Consider the following 16,208-nt stretch of genomic DNA (forward strand, 5'->3'; position numbering starts at 1 on the left):
CAAGGATCGATGATGACCGTACCCGCTTCGATATTTCGCGCCTACGACATACGCGGCGTAGTAGATGACACACTTGACGACGCCACCACCGAGCTGATTGGCCGCGCCGTCGGCTCCGAAGCGGCCGCTCGTGGCGAACAGACGGTGATCGTGGCCCGGGATGGCCGGACGTCTGGGCCGCGCCTGCAGGCGGCGCTCATTCGCGGCCTACAGGCCGCAGGGCGGGACGTGATCGACATCGGCATGGTGCCCACACCGGTCCTCTACTTTGCCACGCATACGCTGGCAGAGAGCCGCTCAGGCGTGATGCTCACCGGTAGCCACAACCCGCCGGACTACAATGGCTTTAAAATCGTCCTGGCGGGCGACACCTTATCGGGCGACGCGATTACTGCGCTCTTTGAGCGCATTCAGGCAGGTAATTTCACTCAAGGCAACGGTAGCGTTCGCCACCACGATTTGCGCGCCACCTACCTGGAGCGCATCTTGAGCGATGTGACGCTGGCACGCCCGCTCAGCGCCGTGGTGGATTGCGGCAACGGTGTGGCAGGCGAATTAGGCCCCCAGCTCGTCGAACGCTTGGGCGTCGCCACCACGCCGCTGTTCGCCGAGATCGATGGGCGCTTCCCCAACCATCACCCCGACCCCGGTAAGCCTGAAAATCTGCAGGACCTGATTCGCCACGTTCAACAGACCGGTGCCGACGTCGGCCTGGCCTTCGATGGCGACGGTGACCGTCTAGGCGTCGTCACGCCCCGAGGGCGCATGATTTATCCCGACCACCTGATGATGCTGTTTGCCACCGATATGCTGTCGCGCAACCCAGGCGCCAAAGTCGTCTTCGATATCAAGTGCACCGGCAACCTAGCGAAGGTGATTAGCGAGGCAGGCGGCGACCCCGAGATGTGGCGCACCGGCCACTCGCTCATCAAAGCGCGGATGAAAGAGACCGGCGCGCTGCTGGGCGGTGAAATGAGCGGTCATCTCTTTTTCAAAGAGCGCTGGTACGGTTTCGATGACGGCCTCTACTCGGCCGCTCGACTGCTGGAGATCCTTGCCCAGTTCCAAGGCGATGCGGACGCTTTTTTCGACCAGTTCCCCCAGGATGTCAGCACGCCAGAGATCAATATCAGCGTTGCCGATGAAGAAAAATTTGCCATTATCGAGACGCTTGCCAGAGAGGGCGACTTCGGCGAAGGTATCAAAACCACGCTGGATGGCATTCGCGTTGATTACCCAGACGGCTGGGGATTATGCCGCGCCTCAAACACGACGCCTGCACTGGTTCTGCGTTTCGAGGGAAAGGACAGCGAAGCACTTGCTCGCATCCGTGAACGCTTTGCAAACGCGCTGCACGGTGTCGCACCTACACTGACCATACCGGCCACCACAACGGCATGATCGCGCCTTTAGAACGCGCGACGTGTTAAACAGGCTGTGATTGCCAGCCGCGCACAACGACGCAACCGACATTAAAAAAGAGCCAAGGGACATCGTCATGAGTTCAGCTAGCCGCGACCCTCAGGTCGTTGTGGAGGTGCTGTCAGAAGCACTTCCCTATATTCAGCAATTTTCCGGTAAAACCGTCGTCGTCAAATACGGCGGCAACGCCATGACCGAAGACACGCTGATCGACTCGTTTGCTCGTAACATCGTGCTGATGAAAGAGGTTGGCATCAACCCGGTAGTGGTGCACGGCGGCGGCCCGCAAATTGGCAGCCTGCTGGAGAAGCTCAATATCGAATCCCGCTTCGTCAACGGCATGCGGGTCACCGACTCCCAAACCATGGACGTGGTCGAGATGGTACTGGGCGGCTTGGTCAACAAGAGCATCGTCAACCTGATCAACCAAAGCGGCGGCAAAGCGATTGGTTTGACCGGAAAAGATGGCGCTCAAATTCGCGCTCGCCAGCTCAAGGTAGAGCACCAAAGCCCGGAGATGACCGCGCCGGAGATCATCGATATTGGCCACGTGGGCGAAGTGGAGTCGATCTCCACCGACCTCATCGAGATGCTGGCCGCTCGCGACTTCATCCCGGTCATCGCGCCTATCGGGGTCGATGACGAAGGGAACAGCTACAACATCAACGCCGACCTGGTGGCAGGAAAGCTGGCCGAAGCGCTGAACGCCGAAAAGCTGATGCTGCTCACCAATGTGGCAGGCTTGATGAACAGCGAAGGCAAGGTCCTGACCGGGCTCACGACCGCTCAGGTGGACGGTCTGATTGCCGACGGCACCATCTACGGCGGGATGCTCCCCAAGATCCGCTGCGCGCTGGACGCGGTGAAAGGCGGCGTGAACAGCGCCCACATCATCGATGGGCGTGTGCCCCACGCCGTACTGCTGGAAATTTTCACCAACGCCGGGGTAGGCACCCTGATCACTGACGCAGGCTAATCGCGACGGAGGGCAAGAGTCATGAGTGACGATCGCAAACCTCGCCGCCGCGAGCAGATACTGCAGGCGCTGGCCATCATGCTGGAAGAGGATAGCGGTAAACGCATCACCACGGCTGCCCTGGCGCGCCAAGTGGGCGTTTCCGAAGCGGCGCTGTATCGCCATTTTCCCAGCAAGGCGCGCATGTTCGAGGGCTTGATCGACTTTATCGAAGAGAGCATTTTCGCCCGAATCACCCGCATTCTCGATGATATTCCCGACGCAACCACCCGCTGCGGAACGATTCTCTCGCTCCTGCTTGGGTTTGCCGAGAAGAACCCAGGGCTTGCCAGGGTACTGGGAGGCGATGTGCTCACCGGAGAGACCGCTCGACTGCGCCAGCGGGTACACCAGCTCTTCGAGCGCCTAGAGACCCAGCTCAAGCAGGTGCTCCGTGAAGCCGAGCTGCGCGAAGGGCTGCGCACCAGCATTTCCGCCTCGGCCGCCGCCAATTTGTTGATCGCTCAGGCCGAGGGGCGTATTTCGCAATACGTACGCAGCGACTTCAAGCGGCTACCTACCGAGTATTGGGACGACCAGTGGACGCTGATCTCGGGCCAGCTGTTACGGGCCACTGCCCAACCTGCATGACGTGACAGACGAACGAGGCAAACGAAAACGCCCCGGCGGTGCGAACCGTCGGGGCGTTTTTTATCGTGACGACTCAGCGTTACGCTGCGATCACCGCGTCGCCCATTTTCTGGCGAAGCTTCTTCATGGCGTTCTTTTCGAGCTGGCGAATACGCTCGGCGCTAACGCCGTACACATCGGCCAAATCGTGCAGCGTGGCTTTATCGTCGGTGAGCCAGCGGCGCTGCAGAATATCCCGCGAGCGCTCATCCAGCCCTTTGAGCGCCAATTGAAGACGGCGCGTGGAGTCCTCTTCGAAGTCGCTATCTTCGAGCTGCGTTGCCGGGTCGGCGGAGGCATCATCGAGGAAGTACGCTGGCGCTTGGTACGTGCTCTCTTCGTCGTCGCTGGGCGACGCATCGTACCCGGCATCGAATGCCGAGAGGCGGCCTTCCATATCGCGCACGACTTCCGGTTTCACGTCGAGGTCTTTGGCAATTGCATCGACCTCGTCGTTGTTCAGCCATGCCAAACGCTTTTTCGCGCTGCGCAGGTTGAAGAACAGCTTACGCTGCGCCTTGGTGGTGGCGATTTTGACGATACGCCAGTTACGCAGCACGAACTCATGAATCTCAGCTTTGATCCAATGCACGGCGAACGACACCAAGCGCACCCCTTGATTCGGGTCGAAGCGCTTCACGGCTTTCATCAAGCCTACGTTGCCTTCTTGGATCAAGTCCGCTTGCGGCAGGCCGTAGCCTGAGTAGCTGCGGGCAATGTGCACCACAAACCGCAGGTGCGACAGCACCAACCGGCGCGCTGCCTCCAGATCGCCCTCATCGTAGAGGCGGAACGCTAGCTCGCGCTCTTCCTCGACGCTCAGCACAGCGATGCCATTCACCGCTTGAATATAGCCTCCCAGGTCGTTACCTGGCGAAAGCTGTCCCACCGGTAGAAGACTAGTGCTCATGTGCAGGTGGTCTCCCTTAAAACCTATCGTGGTTGACGTGCTGGCGTGACGTGAATACGTGCTGCCAAACGTCTTGCATTAACGCTTAAGACCTTAGTCGAAGCCTAAGGTTCAAATGACCGATGCCAACACTGCATCGACCAACGGGGGTAGATATTCCCCGTGGTTGCCCGCATGACACAGGGTGTCGAGTCTAGACGCTGCATGTAACTCTATGATGACAGCGGTGCAGGCGTCGGCTCAGCGCGGGCGAATACTGGACAGATGACGCGTGACGGCAAGCCAAGCGCCCAGCCAGCCAAGTAGTGTACTGCAAGATAGCAGAATTGTAGAGCCTGTCACGTCCAACTGCGGCAAGCTGAAGCTGGCACCGTAGCTGGCCGCCAGCGCGGCCACTGGCAACGATAGCCAGTGGTTGCCCAAGGCCAACAGCCCCAGCGCCAAGAGCCCTCCCCCCGCGCCATACCAGGCACCGCTGTACAAGAAGGGGCGACGCACGAAGGCGTGTGTCGCGCCGATCAGCATCACCACTTCGATTTCTCGACGCCGACTCTCCACCGCCAAGCGGATGGTATTGCCAACGACCAGCAGCACACCGAAACCGAACAGCACGCCCAGCGCCAGCGCAACGCGGCGGCCGAGTGCCGCCAAATGGCGCAGCCGCTCGACCCAGGCTAAATCCACGCGGACTTCGTCGATGCCAGCTAACCCCTCCAATCGCTCGGCCAGTTCGGCCATCGCAGCGGGCTCTACATCTTGGGGGGAAATGACGATGCTCGCGGGGAGCGGATTGTCCTCGAGCCCTGCTAGGGTATCGTCGATACCCAGCGACTGCTGAAAATCCGCCATGCCTTGCTCAGGGCTAATCATGCGCGTCTTGGCCACGCCGTCATCAGCGCTCACCGCCTCTTCGATTCGGGACGCTTGCGCTGCGTCGACGCCCATCTCGAGGTACACGGTGAGCGATGCGCTTTCATCCAGCTCGGCGTCCAGCAGCTTGGCGCTGTCCAGCGTCAGCCACAGGGCTGCGGGAAGCACCAGGGCGATGGCAATCGCCAGCATGGTCAGCAAGTTGCCCAGCGGGTAGCGCACCAGTCGAAAAAGGCTATCCAGCGCCATGGCACGATGGTGACGGCCCCACGCTCGCAGGCGACTGCTAACGCGCGTTTGCTGAGAGCGAGCGCCGCTGCGGGGCGTTTTCTCGGGTGTAGGCGTAGCGGGCTTCACGGGCGCGCGGGCGGCGCGCGGACGCGGAGCAGCGCCGCTTTGGCGAGGGGTGGTCGAGCGCTTCATACGGCCCCCTCATCGGCTACGAGACGCCCATCACGCAGGCGCAGAATTCGATGACGTAGGCGCGCGATCAGCGCCAAGTCGTGACTCGCAATCATCACCGTGGTGCCGATACGGTTAAAGTCTTCGAATAGCGCCATGATATCGGCAGAGAGCTGGGGGTCGAGGTTTCCGGTGGGTTCGTCGGCCAGCAGCAGTGCGGGTTTGTTAACCACGGCGCGGGCGATGCCCACGCGCTGCTGCTCACCGCCCGACAGCTCGATGGGCAAGGCTTTTTCACGGTGTAACAGGCCAACCTTGTCCAGCGCGGCGCGCACGCGCCGGGCCGCTTCGCGGGGTTCCACCCCCTGAATGTCCAGCGGCAGCGAGACGTTGTGAAACACGCTACGATCGAACAGCAGCTGATGATCCTGAAACACCACGCCAATCTGACGGCGGTAGAACGGCACTTGGCTGGCGTGGAGCTGGGCGATGTCGTGCCCGGCCACGACGACGCGTCCCCGGCTGGGTTTTTCCAGCCGCATGATTAAGCGCAGCAGCGAACTTTTTCCCGCTCCCGAGTGGCCGGTGAGAAACACCATTTCACCTCTCGCGACGCGAAAGTTCAGGTGTGCCAGCGCCTCGAAGCGCCCTCCATAGCGCTTCCCCACGTGCTCAAAGGCAATCATGCGCGGCCATCGTCTCCTTGGCGGTCAAACAGCGCGTTGACGAAATCGTTGGCGTTGAAGGGGCGCAGGTCGTCCAGACCTTCGCCTACCCCAATGAAGCGGATCGGCGTCTCGAGCTGCTTTGCCAGCGCGAAGATGATGCCGCCTTTGGCGGTGCCATCCAGCTTGGTCAGGGTAATCCCGCTAATCGGCACCGCTTCGTTGAAGGTCGTGGCCTGGGAAATGGCGTTCTGCCCCGTGCCCGCATCCAGTACCAGCATGACCTCGTGGGGCGCTGTGTCATCGAGCTTCTGCATTACCCGATGGACTTTTTTCAACTCTTCCATCAGGTGGCTCTTGTTGTGCAGCCGCCCGGCGGTATCGGCGATCAGCACGTCCACGCCGCGAGACTTGGCGGCCGCCACCGCGTCGTATATCACCGAAGCGCTGTCGGCACCGGTATGCTGAGCAATGACCGGCACACTGTTCCGCTCGCCCCACACCTTCAACTGCTCGACCGCCGCGGCACGGAAAGTATCCCCGGCCGCCAGCATGACGCTCTTACCTTCGCGCTGAAAGCGCTGGGTGAGCTTACCGATGGTGGTGGTCTTACCAACGCCATTGACCCCGACCACCAAAATCACGAAGGGGCCATCACTCTCTTTCTCGAAGCTGAGCGGAGCCGACACGGGGGCCAGCAGCGCGGCTAACTCTTCCTGCAAGCCACGGTAGAGCGCCTCGGGGTTGTTCAGCTCTTTGCGGGACACCCGCGCTTCCAAGCGCTCGATGATCTCGCTCGTCGCTTCGATACCCACATCGGCCATGAGCAGCTGAGTTTCCAGATCTTCCAGCAGCTCGTCATCGATATGCTTTTTGCCGAGGAACAGATCGGCCAGGCCGTCGGTCAGGTTGGCGCGAGTTTTCCCTAGACCAGACTTGATACGCGCAAACCAGCCTTTCTTTTCGCCCTTTTCCGCCACTGGCTTCTCTTGAAGGGCTGGCTTCGCGGCGGGCTCTGGCTCTGGCTCTGGCTCTGGCTCTGGCTCTGGCTCTGGCTCTGGCTCTGGCTCTGGCTCTGGCTCTGGCTCTGGCTCTGGCTCTGGCTCTGGCACAGTATCCATCATCGGCGCCGGGGCCACGTCCTCATCGACCCCGGTGGGCTGCACATCCTCTTTATTCACCGGCTCGGGCGACTGCTCCTGAGCGAGCGCGTCGGCGTCCTCGCGTGCTGCCGGCTTGAGGGATTCTTCTTCCTGCGGCTCAGCCGGCGATGTCGCCGGGGCTGAAACCTCCGCCTCAGGCGCCGTATCGGGCGCGCCTTCGGGCTCTTCCGGCAGCGCTGGCTGCTCCTGGGCGTCTTGAGGCTCCTGCTGGGAGTCGTGCTTTTTCTTACGTTTGAAAAAACCGAACATAGGTGTCATCCGACTAAATAGGTGATCATTGGGATTATCCTACCACCGCAGACCAAGACTTTGGATAAGTAGCCCGCTACAATCGCGATATGAAACGACAACGCCCTTCTCGCGCTTCCTCGCGCCCATCGACATCCTCTCGCGGCCAAGCCAAACCGCCAGGGAAGCTGCGCATCATCGGCGGTGATTTTCGCCGCCGTCAGCTACCCGTACTCGATCGCCCGGGCCTGCGTCCCACGCCGGACCGCGTACGCGAAACGCTGTTCAATTGGCTAGGCCAGGCCCTCTACGGCAAGCAGGTGCTGGACCTGTTTGCAGGCACCGGCGCGCTAGGCATCGAGTCGCTCTCACGGGGGGCCGCCGAGGTCACGTTCGTCGAGCGTGACGCCCAGGTGGCGTCGCATATTCGTGAGAATCTCACCACCTTGAAAGCCGCGCAGGGCAAGGTCATCACCGCCGATGCCCTAGCGTTCGTCGCGTCGCCAGGCCAGCCGATGGACGTGGTGTTTCTCGACCCGCCCTTCCACCAGGGATGGGCCGCGTCTTGCTGCAGCGCATTAGAAGCACACGGATGGTTAGCCAAGGAAGCGATGATCTACTTGGAAACCGAACAGAGCCTGACGCCAACGGTACCGGCCAACTGGCAGCTCCATCGTGAAACCCAGGCAGGTGAAAGCATGGCCAGGCTCTATCGACGGTTACCCGCGTAAAGCGCTTGCCGCCAAGTAACAGCGGCGTTACGCTCGCCCCATTACGTCACACATCGCGATCCATTTTATGACAAGACGACAGGCAGCCGCCTGTCGTTCGTTACTGGAGGTAGGCATGAGCCTTGAGTTGTTCAATCAGTTGGAGCAGAAAGTCACCGACACCGTCGAGGCGTTGGAGATGATGAAGCTGGAAAACGAAGAGTTGCGCAACGAAAATGCGCAGCTAAAACAAGAGCGCGAAGAGTGGGAGCGCCGTTTGCAGGGTGTGCTCAGCAAGTTCGACGGTATGGACGACAGCAGCGCGTCCTAAGCCAGCGTTCGAGACATCAGTAGCGCATCTTCCCGCCCGGTCGCGCCGTTGGCGGCCGGGTAGTAGCCCTTCCGACGAGCATCTTCCTGAAAACCTACCTGCCGATAGAGCGCAATGGCTCGCTGGTTTCCGGCGCGCACTTCCAGCAGTAATCGCTCGGCTTGCCAGCCCGTTGCCATGGCAATGACCTCATCCAACAAGCGTCGCCCTATGCCTTGCCCCTGGCAATCAGGCCGCACGCCAATGGCCTGTAATTCGGCATCGAACGGTAGTTTCGCGACCAGGGCGTAGCCTGCGAGCGCGTCGCCCTGCCAATCCCCCAAGACCCACGCTTGCTCATCGGCCAGCGCCTCCTCTAGCTGCTGGCCACTGGCGCCGCTTTGCGCGAGGGCTTCGAGCGCGAGCAAAGGCGCTCGGTCGACCGCGCTCAGCCGACGAATCAAACCTTGCCCCACTGCTTGCCTAATGCCACCAAATGGGGCCATAGCGCGCGCTTGGCGCTAGCGTTCTGGATGAGCGCTGCCAGCGAGGGGCCTTGCCAAACCGGTAGCGCGAGCGTTTGGCTCTGCCCTTCATCAAGTGCAATGACGCGTGCCAAGTCGGGCGAGGCCGTCTCTGCGCCCCACCACAGCACTTGCTCTAGTTGCCAGCCTTGCCGACTTGCCGCCCCGGCAATGAACGCCGCCACGCCCTCTTGGGCTTCTTCGAGGGGCTCTTCCGGCTCGAAAGCGGTGGCCATGGGTGGCCAGGTGAAGTGAGTCACCGTCGGCAGCTCGCCGCGCCAGATGCCCGCAGCACGCAGTATATTGGCCAGCAGCTGTTGTTCCACCACCGATAGCGTGCCTTCACAGAGACTCAACCACCGCCCGCCAAGACAGACGCAGGAAAGACTGAAGTTCAGCGGTTTGGCGCGCTCGCGGGGCCGGGCCGCCGGCTCAGGCGCAGGGGCGGCTTCCGGTTGAGGCGCCGTCACGGCCTGCCCTAACAGCGCTTTGACGGCTGAAGGCGACGTCACCGACGGCGCGTTTGGCTCGGCATCGGCTTGACGCGGCGGGCGAGGCGCAGGGGCGTCGTCCAGCAACGCCTGCAGGCGCTCGCGCGGGGCCGCTTTGGCCGGTGCGTCCTCCCACTCACAGGCGCCGGTTGGCAGGGCGTTGGGCAACTGATAACGGGACGCCCAGGACGTAATGCCCATGGCATCCAGATAGTGCCGACGAGTGACTTCTGGGGTCACTGGCCGCCGCCACGACAGTTGGGAGAGTTGGGACGCTCGCTGCCGCGCGCCTGCCACTCACGGGGCGTATAGAGATGTAACGCCAGCGCGTGGACCGGGCCCGAGAGCTCGTCGGCCAACAGGGCGTATATTTGCTGATGACGCTTCACCGGCATCATGCCGTCAAAGCTATCGCTTACCAGGGTGACTTTGAAGTGCGTTTCCGAGTTGGCCGGCACGTTATGCATGTGGCTCTCGTTCTCGACTCGGAGCACGTCTGGGGTGAGCGACGCCAACTTTTGCTCAATTTGTGTCTGTATCGCCATGGGACTCTCCTTCCGTCAGCAACGCCTCTATTGTACGCCCTTACTTCCCAACAGACGATGCCCGCCGCTCGATGAGCGCCCGCTGGGCCAGCGACACCCGAGACAGGCTCGCCAGTAGCGCCAACAGCGTCGTTCCTGCCCCCAGCCATAGCGTGACCTGTATCGGCGCACCCAGCGCCAGCGCCGCCCCTACGAGCGCCACCCCGAAAGATTGCCCCACCGTACGGGTCGTACTCATCACACCGGAGACGTTGGCGCTGCGCTCTGGCGGCAGGCTGCCCATCATTTCGCGGTTATTCGGCGGCTGAAAAAGCCCAAAGCCGATCCCGCAGAGTGCCGTCCGCCACAGGCTACCCACCACTCCCGTGCTCTCGTCCACCAGCGCCAGCGCCACCAGTCCGACGATCAGCAGGACCAGTCCCGTACTCGACAGCAGGCTGGGGTTAACGCGATCCGCCAAGCGCCCTGCGACGGGCCCCACCAGCATGATCGCCAGCGGCCATGGCGTGAACAGCCACGCCGTCTCCAGAGGCGAAAACCCCATCTGTTCTTGGTAGAAAAACGACAGCGCTACAAAGGTGAGTCCTTGACCGATAAACGCCAAACCGGAGGCCGACACCGCCAGCGTAAAGCGCTTCTCGGCAAACACACTGAGCGGCAGCAACGGGTAAGGTGCCCGGTGCTGGCGACGCACGAACAGCACGCAGGCTGCCACTGCCAGTAGCCCCCAACCGCCGCTCTGCCACACCGGCGCGGCGTGCCCCACGGCGTCCATGGCGATAAAAAAGCTCGCCAGCATCAGCATCGAGTAGAGCGCCCCCAGCGTATCGAAGCTGCCTTGTCGCGGCGTCTCTTTCGGCAGTGCGCGTCGCGCCAGCCAGAGTGAGCAGAGCCCCAGCGGCAGGTTGAGCGCGAACAGCCACGGCCACTCCACGAACGAGAGAATCACACCGCTGAGCGTGGGGCCTGCGGCATAGCCGCCAGCCACGACCAGAGCGCTCAGCCCCAGCGCGCTGCCAAGCAGCCGAGAGGGAAAAATAGCGCGATAGAGCGACGGCCCGATGGAGAGCGTGGCCGCCGCGCCCAAGCCCTGCAGCGCACGAAAAACGAGCAGCGTTTCGAGGTTACGCGACAGCGCGGCACCGAGTGCCGCCAGCACGAAAGTGGCCAAGCCAAACAGATACAGCCGTCGGCGAGTGATCAACTCGCTGATTCCGGCAAACACGAGCAAAAAGGCCGCACAGACGACCTGAAAGAGATTGGTGATCCACACCGCCCGGGATGCCGAGACGTCTAGGTCCGCCGCGATGGTCGGCAAGGCCAAATTGATCATGGTGGTATCGACTACCGCCATCAGCGTGCCGGTCACTAGCGCCAGCACGGCCAACAAACGCTCAGGCCCGGGCAGCCCATCGTCGCCGGGGCGAGTTTCAAACAGTCGCATGGTGATGAATTCCTGAACAACACCCTCTGAAACGGCAAAACCGGCCGAAGCCGGTTTTACAGTGCGCTCATGCTAAAAATAATAGCACGCTAATCTTGTTCGTTGTCGAGCAGCAGTGCGTCGTCAACATCCGAGATTTCCAGAGCCGTTTCGTCGTCCAGGTCGATGGCGAGGTAGCTGTGCTCCACGCGCAGGAAGTCCTGAAACAGCGACCAATCGAGTTTTTCTGGCCACTGACGCTCATCCTCTTCCCAAGCGCGCAGCTCGGTCTCCAGGATTTCTACGTGACGCTCACGCACGAACGTCTCCAACGCCTCTGGGGTATCCATCTCGGGGATCAGGTATACCGTACTTTCACGTTCGACGTCGTCCAAGGTCAGGTCGTCGTCTCCCATGGTGGGTTCGAGCGCATTGATCCAGTCCACGAAGGTCTGGGTCGGCCTGACGCTCAGGGCAGAGCGATTTAGCAGTTTCATGGGATTCTCCTCGCCGTCGAAACGTTGACCATTATGGGCGCTAAATCGCGCCCTTACCAACTTTTCGTCCGCTACCGCCTGGTTGAGCGTTAATCCACCTCGGGGCGCATGGCCGGGAACAGCAGCACATCTCGAATGGAGGGGCTATCGGTGAACAGCATCACCAAGCGGTCAATGCCGATGCCCTCGCCCGCCGTCGGCGGCATGCCGTACTCCAAGGCGCGCACGTAGTCGGCGTCATAGTACATGGCTTCCAGGTCACCGGCGTCTTTTTCGGCCGCCTGCTCGCGGAAACGCTCTGCTTGGTCTTCGGCGTCGTTCAGCTCCGAGAAGCCGTTGGCGATCTCGCGGCCACCGACGAAGAACTCGAAGCGATCCGTGACGAAGGGGTCCGCATCGTTACGACGCGCCAGCGGGCTGACTTCGGCCGGGTATTCGGTGATGAACGTCGGCTGGTCCAGCTTGTGTTCCGCCACTTCTTCAAAAATCTCGGTTTGGACTTTACCCAGCCCCCAGCTCTCTTTGACCTTGATACCGAGTTTTTCTGCCGCAGCACGGGCAGCATCCAGGGTGTCCAGCTCGGCGTCGGTGATGCCGTCGCCGTGATCCAGAATCGCTTGGCGCAGGGTGAGACGCTTGAAGGGCTGGCCGAAATCGTAGCTGGCCCCTTGGTACGTGATCGTAGTAGTGCCCAGCACTTCCTGCGCCGCGGTGCGCAGCATGGCTTCGGTCATGTCCAGAAGGTCGCGGTAATCCGCGTAGGCCCAGTAGAACTCCACCATGGTGAACTCGGGGTTGTGCCGCGTGGACAAGCCTTCGTTACGGAAGTTGCGGTTGATCTCGAACACTTTCTCGAAACCACCCACCACCAGACGCTTCAGGTAAAGCTCCGGGGCAATACGCAGGTACATATCGATATCCAGCGCATTGTGGTGAGTGATGAACGGGCGCGCCGCCGCACCGCCGGGAATCGGCTGCAGCATCGGCGTTTCCACTTCCATGAAGCCACGGGCTTCGAAGAAACGGCGCATGGAGCTGATCACCGCTGCGCGGGTCTCGAAGACCTTACGCGACTGCGGGTTCATGATCAGGTCCACGTAGCGCTGGCGATAGCGGGCTTCTTGATCGGTCAGGCCGTGGAACTTGTCCGGCAGCGGACGCAGACTCTTGGTCAACAGCTGCGCCTCGACCATCATGACGTACAGATCGCCCTTGCCGGATTTGTGCACCGGGCCACGGGCGGCGACGATATCGCCGATGTCCCAGCCCTTGATGTCTTCCAGCACGTCTTCCGGCAGCCCCTTTTTATCCACGTAGAGCTGGATCTGGCCCGCCACGTCCTGAATCACGATGAAAGGACCACGTTTGCGCATCACACGACCGGCCACCGACGCTGGGTGGTTCAACGCTTCCAGCTCGGCTTTGTCTTTCTCGCCCAGCAAGTTGTGCAGCTCGACGGTGAGGCTGTCGCGGCGGAAATCGTTCGGGAAAGCGCTCTTGCCCTGCTCGGCCGCCCGCTCACGGCGGGCCGCCAGCTTGGCACGGCGCTCGGCGATCAGGTGATTTTCATTATCGAGAGAAGACGCGTCTTGGTTAGCCATCGGGCACCCTATTCATGTTCGAACGCTAAAAAGATTACAAACCCTGCTTCAGGCTGGCGACGATAAACTGGTCTAAATCGCCGTCGAGCACTTTGTCGCAGTTGCTGGACTGAACGCCGGTACGCAGGTCTTTAATGCGCTGATCATCCAGTACGTAAGAGCGAATTTGGCTGCCCCAACCGATATCGGCTTTGGAGTCTTCCGCCTCCTGCTTGGCCGCATTGCGCTTTTGCATTTCGTGTTCCCACAGCTTCGCCTTCAACTGCTTCATAGCAAAGTCGCGGTTGGCATGCTGGCTACGCTGGCTCTGGCACGCCACCACAATGCCGGTCGGCTCGTGGGTAATCCGCACGGCGGAATCCGTGGTGTTGACGTGCTGCCCCCCGGCACCGCTGGAGCGGTAGGTATCGACACGCAGGTCGGATGGGTTGATCTCGACCTCGAAGCTATCGTCGATTTCCGGCGACAAGAACACCGATGCAAACGAGGTGTGACGGCGGCCGCCGGAATCGAACGGACTTTTGCGCACCAGGCGGTGAACGCCGGTTTCCGTGCGCAGCCAGCCAAACGCATGGTCACCCTGAATATGTAGCGATGCAGACTTGATGCCCGCTACTTCCCCCGCCGAAATCTCGATGATCTCGGTTTTGAAGCCGTGGCTTTCGGCCCAGCGCAGGTACATGCGCAGCAGAATGTTGGCCCAATCCTGCGCCTCGGTGCCCCCGGAGCCCGATTGAATATCCAGGTAGGCGTTGTTCTCGTCCATCTCTCCCGAGAACATGCGGCGAAACTCGAGCTTTTCCAGCGCGCCTTGCAAGCCGTTGAGCTCTTTACGCACTTCCTCGACGGTGCCTTCATCCTCTTCCATCTCGGCGAGTTCCAGCAGGTCGCGGCTATCCGCCAAGCCCTGGTCCAGCTCGTCGATGGTCGCCACGATGGCTTCGAGGGAGGCGCGCTCTTTGCCTAGCTTTTGGGCGTAGTCTGGGTCGTTCCAGACGTTGGGGTCTTCGAGTTCGCGGGAAACTTCTTCTAGCCGATCTTTACGCTCGGCATAGTCAAAGATACCCCCTAAGAACGTCTGTCCGCTCAGACAGGTCCTTGATCTGGTGATGAATCGGGTTGGTTTCCAACATGGATCGCTCTAGCCTTGGTCAGTAATGGGCGATGTCTCACGGCCGTATTCAACACGGCATAAAAGAGACAGGCGCCGCTGGAGCGGCTCACGGTTAGGCGGAGACACCTGCGCGAGCTACCCCAGCGGCGATATTCTGGCTCGCATTGTAACGAAACCCAGCGCTCACCGCATCCACCCAGCCCTTCGTTCCTCACGTAAAAAACCCGGCCGAAGCCGGGTCAGTGTGTCGCAGATCGATCAGTAAGCGCGAGCAGCCGATCAGAACCGATAGGTCAGCTGGGCACCGAAGCCATGGGCTTCGTTTTTGTAGTCCGCAGAGTAAGTGGCACCGCCAACGGGGACACCACCGGTTTGGGCACTGGCAAGCAAATCTTGGCGGTCTTGCTCAACAAAGGTGCTACGCTCAGTGAGATAGGAATAAGCGAAGTCCAGGGTCAGGTCGGGTGTGGGGCTCCAACCCGCCCCGATAGAGAAGATACGACGCTCATCGGAGGGGATGCGTACGCTACGGTCTTGGTCATTGGTGGGTGTGAAGTCGAGCGTAACACCCGCGCGCAGCGCAAGACTCGGTGTAAGCTGATACTCGCCGCCCGTTGCAAAGGCCCAAGCGTTCGAATAGTTCTGCTGCTCGTTAGTAATTTCATTACCCTGGCTGCCCAGAATCGAGATTTCCTCGAACTGACTCCAGCGCACCCAAGAAGCCCCAAACATCAGCTTCAGGCGATCCGTCATCTGCTGGGTCAACGAGAAGTTAACCGTTTCAGGAGTGGTCAGATCCAGGTTAGCGGTATCCGCACGCACTACGCTACCCAGCGGATCCGTGGCTTGGAAGGTGCCTTCCAGCTCGTAATCCACGGCTGAGCGATAGGTCAAACCCAGCGTGGTTTCGGGCACTGGCTGATAAATCACCCCCAGGTTATAACCCCATCCATCGTCGTCACCCTCCACCCGCGAATCTATATCTTCGGCGGCATTGAAAGCGGCGCTGGTAGGCAATTGACGACGCAGCTCGCCTTCTACCTGGTTGTACGTGATGCCGATACCGGCCGACCACTGATCGTTAAAGCGGTAAGAGACGGTCGGCTGCGCACTCACTACACGAAGCTCGGTGTAGTCGCCAAAGTAGCGGCCTTGGAAGGTATCTTCGTACTCGGTTTTAGAACCGAACGGGGCGTAAACGCCAAAACCAAACGCCAGTTGTTCATTGACTGGGTGAGCATAGAACGCGAAAGGCACTAAAGTACCCGGCACCATATCGCCATCATTCGTGCCCGGAATCGCACCGATGGGCACCTGAGTCCCTACCGGGGCACCGCCTTGAGCAACCCCGACATCCAACGTACGGTTGGCCGAGACATTACTAATATCCGTATCGACGCTTAGGAAAGTACCACCCGCTGTAATCTGAGCGCGGTCGAGGAACGACATACCCGCCGGGTTACCGTACACGATCGTGGCATCATGAACGTTGGAGCTGCGTCCTGCATGGCCGTAGCCCTGGCCGCTGACGCTTTGCTCGTTGATTTGATATCCGCCTGCGTTGGCTTGGCTAGCAAAAGCTACTGCTGCTACCGCGGCCACTAGGGTTAGTTTTTTGAAGTTATTATGCATTGTGGGCCTCTCTCCCGATGATCCGGCGGACTCTGCCATCCACCCGCGTTGTTCCT

General features: G+C 60.8%; 17 protein-coding genes. 5 read left to right on the forward strand and 12 right to left on the reverse strand.

Annotated features, from left to right (window positions below; genetic code table 11):
* The first annotated feature begins 12 nt into the window (after nt 1-12).
* The 3 genes from NH398_RS14705 to slmA all read left to right on the forward strand — a co-directional run bounded on the left by NH398_RS14705 (nt 13) and on the right by slmA (nt 3,028).
* A complete protein-coding gene (locus NH398_RS14705) occupies nt 13-1,401 on the forward strand; it encodes a phosphomannomutase/phosphoglucomutase (RefSeq protein ID WP_253019125.1) in 1,389 nt (462 codons plus the stop codon).
* A gap of 97 nt (nt 1,402-1,498) precedes the next feature.
* Complete coding sequence (argB, locus tag NH398_RS14710; RefSeq protein ID WP_159340971.1) at nt 1,499-2,398, forward strand: acetylglutamate kinase; 900 nt, start codon at nt 1,499-1,501, stop codon at nt 2,396-2,398.
* 21 nt (nt 2,399-2,419) lie between these two features.
* On the forward strand, nt 2,420-3,028 hold the full coding sequence (gene slmA / locus NH398_RS14715; RefSeq protein ID WP_159340969.1) for a nucleoid occlusion factor SlmA: 609 nt from the start codon (nt 2,420-2,422) through the stop codon (nt 3,026-3,028).
* Nucleotides 3,029-3,107: 79 nt separating this feature from the next.
* Here slmA and rpoH read toward each other — a convergent pair whose 3' ends face one another.
* The 4 genes from rpoH to ftsY all read right to left on the reverse strand — a co-directional run bounded on the left by rpoH (nt 3,108) and on the right by ftsY (nt 7,326).
* Nucleotides 3,108-3,977 (reverse strand): RNA polymerase sigma factor RpoH, encoded by an 870-nt coding sequence (rpoH, locus tag NH398_RS14720; RefSeq protein WP_159340967.1) that lies wholly within the window; start codon nt 3,975-3,977, stop codon nt 3,108-3,110.
* 240 nt (nt 3,978-4,217) lie between these two features.
* A complete protein-coding gene (ftsX, locus tag NH398_RS14725; RefSeq protein WP_253019126.1) occupies nt 4,218-5,270 on the reverse strand; it encodes a permease-like cell division protein FtsX in 1,053 nt (350 codons plus the stop codon).
* Nucleotides 5,267-5,935: a cell division ATP-binding protein FtsE gene (ftsE, locus tag NH398_RS14730; protein WP_159340963.1), complete on the reverse strand. Its 669-nt coding sequence runs from the start codon at nt 5,933-5,935 to the stop codon at nt 5,267-5,269. The genes ftsX and ftsE overlap by 4 nt, the downstream gene beginning before the upstream one ends.
* Entirely contained in the window at nt 5,932-7,326 is a 1,395-nt protein-coding gene (gene ftsY, locus NH398_RS14735; RefSeq protein ID WP_253019127.1) for a signal recognition particle-docking protein FtsY, read from the reverse strand. The genes ftsE and ftsY overlap by 4 nt, the downstream gene beginning before the upstream one ends.
* An 89-nt stretch (nt 7,327-7,415) precedes the next feature.
* Here ftsY and rsmD point away from each other — a divergent pair, with 89 nt between their 5' ends.
* Nucleotides 7,416-8,036: a 16S rRNA (guanine(966)-N(2))-methyltransferase RsmD gene (gene rsmD, locus NH398_RS14740; protein ID WP_159340958.1), complete on the forward strand. Its 621-nt coding sequence runs from the start codon at nt 7,416-7,418 to the stop codon at nt 8,034-8,036.
* Nucleotides 8,037-8,151: 115 nt separating this feature from the next.
* Nucleotides 8,152-8,346, forward strand: coding sequence for a cell division protein ZapB (locus tag NH398_RS14745; protein WP_159340955.1), 195 nt, complete (start codon nt 8,152-8,154; stop codon nt 8,344-8,346).
* Here the strand turns inward: NH398_RS14745 and rimI are convergent.
* From rimI to NH398_RS14785, 8 genes are all read right to left on the reverse strand, one after another.
* A complete protein-coding gene (gene rimI / locus NH398_RS14750; protein WP_253019128.1) occupies nt 8,343-8,801 on the reverse strand; it encodes a ribosomal protein S18-alanine N-acetyltransferase in 459 nt (152 codons plus the stop codon). The two genes, NH398_RS14745 and rimI, sit on opposite strands and share 4 nt — an antisense overlap.
* Nucleotides 8,786-9,580: a hypothetical protein gene (locus NH398_RS14755; protein WP_253019129.1), complete on the reverse strand. Its 795-nt coding sequence runs from the start codon at nt 9,578-9,580 to the stop codon at nt 8,786-8,788. Before NH398_RS14755 ends, rimI begins: the two co-directional genes overlap by 16 nt.
* Nucleotides 9,577-9,885: a BolA/IbaG family iron-sulfur metabolism protein gene (locus tag NH398_RS14760; RefSeq protein ID WP_159340952.1), complete on the reverse strand. Its 309-nt coding sequence runs from the start codon at nt 9,883-9,885 to the stop codon at nt 9,577-9,579. The genes NH398_RS14755 and NH398_RS14760 overlap by 4 nt, the downstream gene beginning before the upstream one ends.
* Nucleotides 9,886-9,925: 40 nt before the next feature.
* Entirely contained in the window at nt 9,926-11,329 is a 1,404-nt protein-coding gene (locus tag NH398_RS14765) for an MFS transporter (RefSeq protein WP_253019130.1), read from the reverse strand.
* A gap of 89 nt (nt 11,330-11,418) precedes the next feature.
* Nucleotides 11,419-11,805: a hypothetical protein gene (locus NH398_RS14770; protein WP_062359457.1), complete on the reverse strand. Its 387-nt coding sequence runs from the start codon at nt 11,803-11,805 to the stop codon at nt 11,419-11,421.
* An 89-nt stretch (nt 11,806-11,894) separates the two neighbouring features.
* Entirely contained in the window at nt 11,895-13,406 is a 1,512-nt protein-coding gene (gene lysS, locus NH398_RS14775; protein WP_253019131.1) for a lysine--tRNA ligase, read from the reverse strand.
* Between the two features lie 34 nt (nt 13,407-13,440).
* Nucleotides 13,441-14,539, reverse strand: a protein-coding gene (gene prfB / locus NH398_RS14780; protein ID WP_366070669.1) for a peptide chain release factor 2 whose coding sequence is annotated in 2 segments (ribosomal slippage) — nt 13,441-14,463 and nt 14,465-14,539 — 1,098 coding nt in all. Because the reading frame shifts where the segments join, the coding sequence is not laid out codon by codon here.
* Nucleotides 14,540-14,799: 260 nt separating this feature from the next.
* Nucleotides 14,800-16,152, reverse strand: a complete 1,353-nt coding sequence (locus tag NH398_RS14785) for an outer membrane protein transport protein (protein WP_253019132.1) — start codon at nt 16,150-16,152, stop codon at nt 14,800-14,802.
* Nucleotides 16,153-16,208: the final 56 nt, after the last annotated feature.

It is taken from the genome of Halomonas sp. CnH100-B, from assembly GCF_024124605.1.
Classification (GTDB): domain Bacteria; phylum Pseudomonadota; class Gammaproteobacteria; order Pseudomonadales; family Halomonadaceae; genus Vreelandella.

Excerpts from the sequence above, each read along its gene's own strand:
- ftsE (WP_159340963.1), bottom strand. The coding sequence starts at position 5,935 with ATGATTGCCTTTGAGCACGTGGGGAAGCGCTATGGAGGGCGCTTCGAG.
- NH398_RS14760 (WP_159340952.1), bottom strand. The coding sequence starts at position 9,885 with ATGGCGATACAGACACAAATTGAGCAAAAGTTGGCGTCGCTCACCCCA.
- lysS (WP_253019131.1), bottom strand. The coding sequence starts at position 13,406 with ATGGCTAACCAAGACGCGTCTTCTCTCGATAATGAAAATCACCTGATC.
- rsmD (WP_159340958.1), top strand. The coding sequence starts at position 7,416 with ATGAAACGACAACGCCCTTCTCGCGCTTCCTCGCGCCCATCGACATCC.
- NH398_RS14770 (WP_062359457.1), bottom strand. The coding sequence starts at position 11,805 with ATGAAACTGCTAAATCGCTCTGCCCTGAGCGTCAGGCCGACCCAGACC.
- NH398_RS14745 (WP_159340955.1), top strand. The coding sequence starts at position 8,152 with ATGAGCCTTGAGTTGTTCAATCAGTTGGAGCAGAAAGTCACCGACACC.
- argB (WP_159340971.1), top strand. The coding sequence starts at position 1,499 with ATGAGTTCAGCTAGCCGCGACCCTCAGGTCGTTGTGGAGGTGCTGTCA.
- NH398_RS14765 (WP_253019130.1), bottom strand. The coding sequence starts at position 11,329 with ATGCGACTGTTTGAAACTCGCCCCGGCGACGATGGGCTGCCCGGGCCT.
- NH398_RS14705 (WP_253019125.1), top strand. The coding sequence starts at position 13 with ATGACCGTACCCGCTTCGATATTTCGCGCCTACGACATACGCGGCGTA.
- ftsX (WP_253019126.1), bottom strand. The coding sequence starts at position 5,270 with ATGAAGCGCTCGACCACCCCTCGCCAAAGCGGCGCTGCTCCGCGTCCG.
- rpoH (WP_159340967.1), bottom strand. The coding sequence starts at position 3,977 with ATGAGCACTAGTCTTCTACCGGTGGGACAGCTTTCGCCAGGTAACGAC.
- ftsY (WP_253019127.1), bottom strand. The coding sequence starts at position 7,326 with ATGTTCGGTTTTTTCAAACGTAAGAAAAAGCACGACTCCCAGCAGGAG.
- NH398_RS14785 (WP_253019132.1), bottom strand. The coding sequence starts at position 16,152 with ATGCATAATAACTTCAAAAAACTAACCCTAGTGGCCGCGGTAGCAGCA.
- slmA (WP_159340969.1), top strand. The coding sequence starts at position 2,420 with ATGAGTGACGATCGCAAACCTCGCCGCCGCGAGCAGATACTGCAGGCG.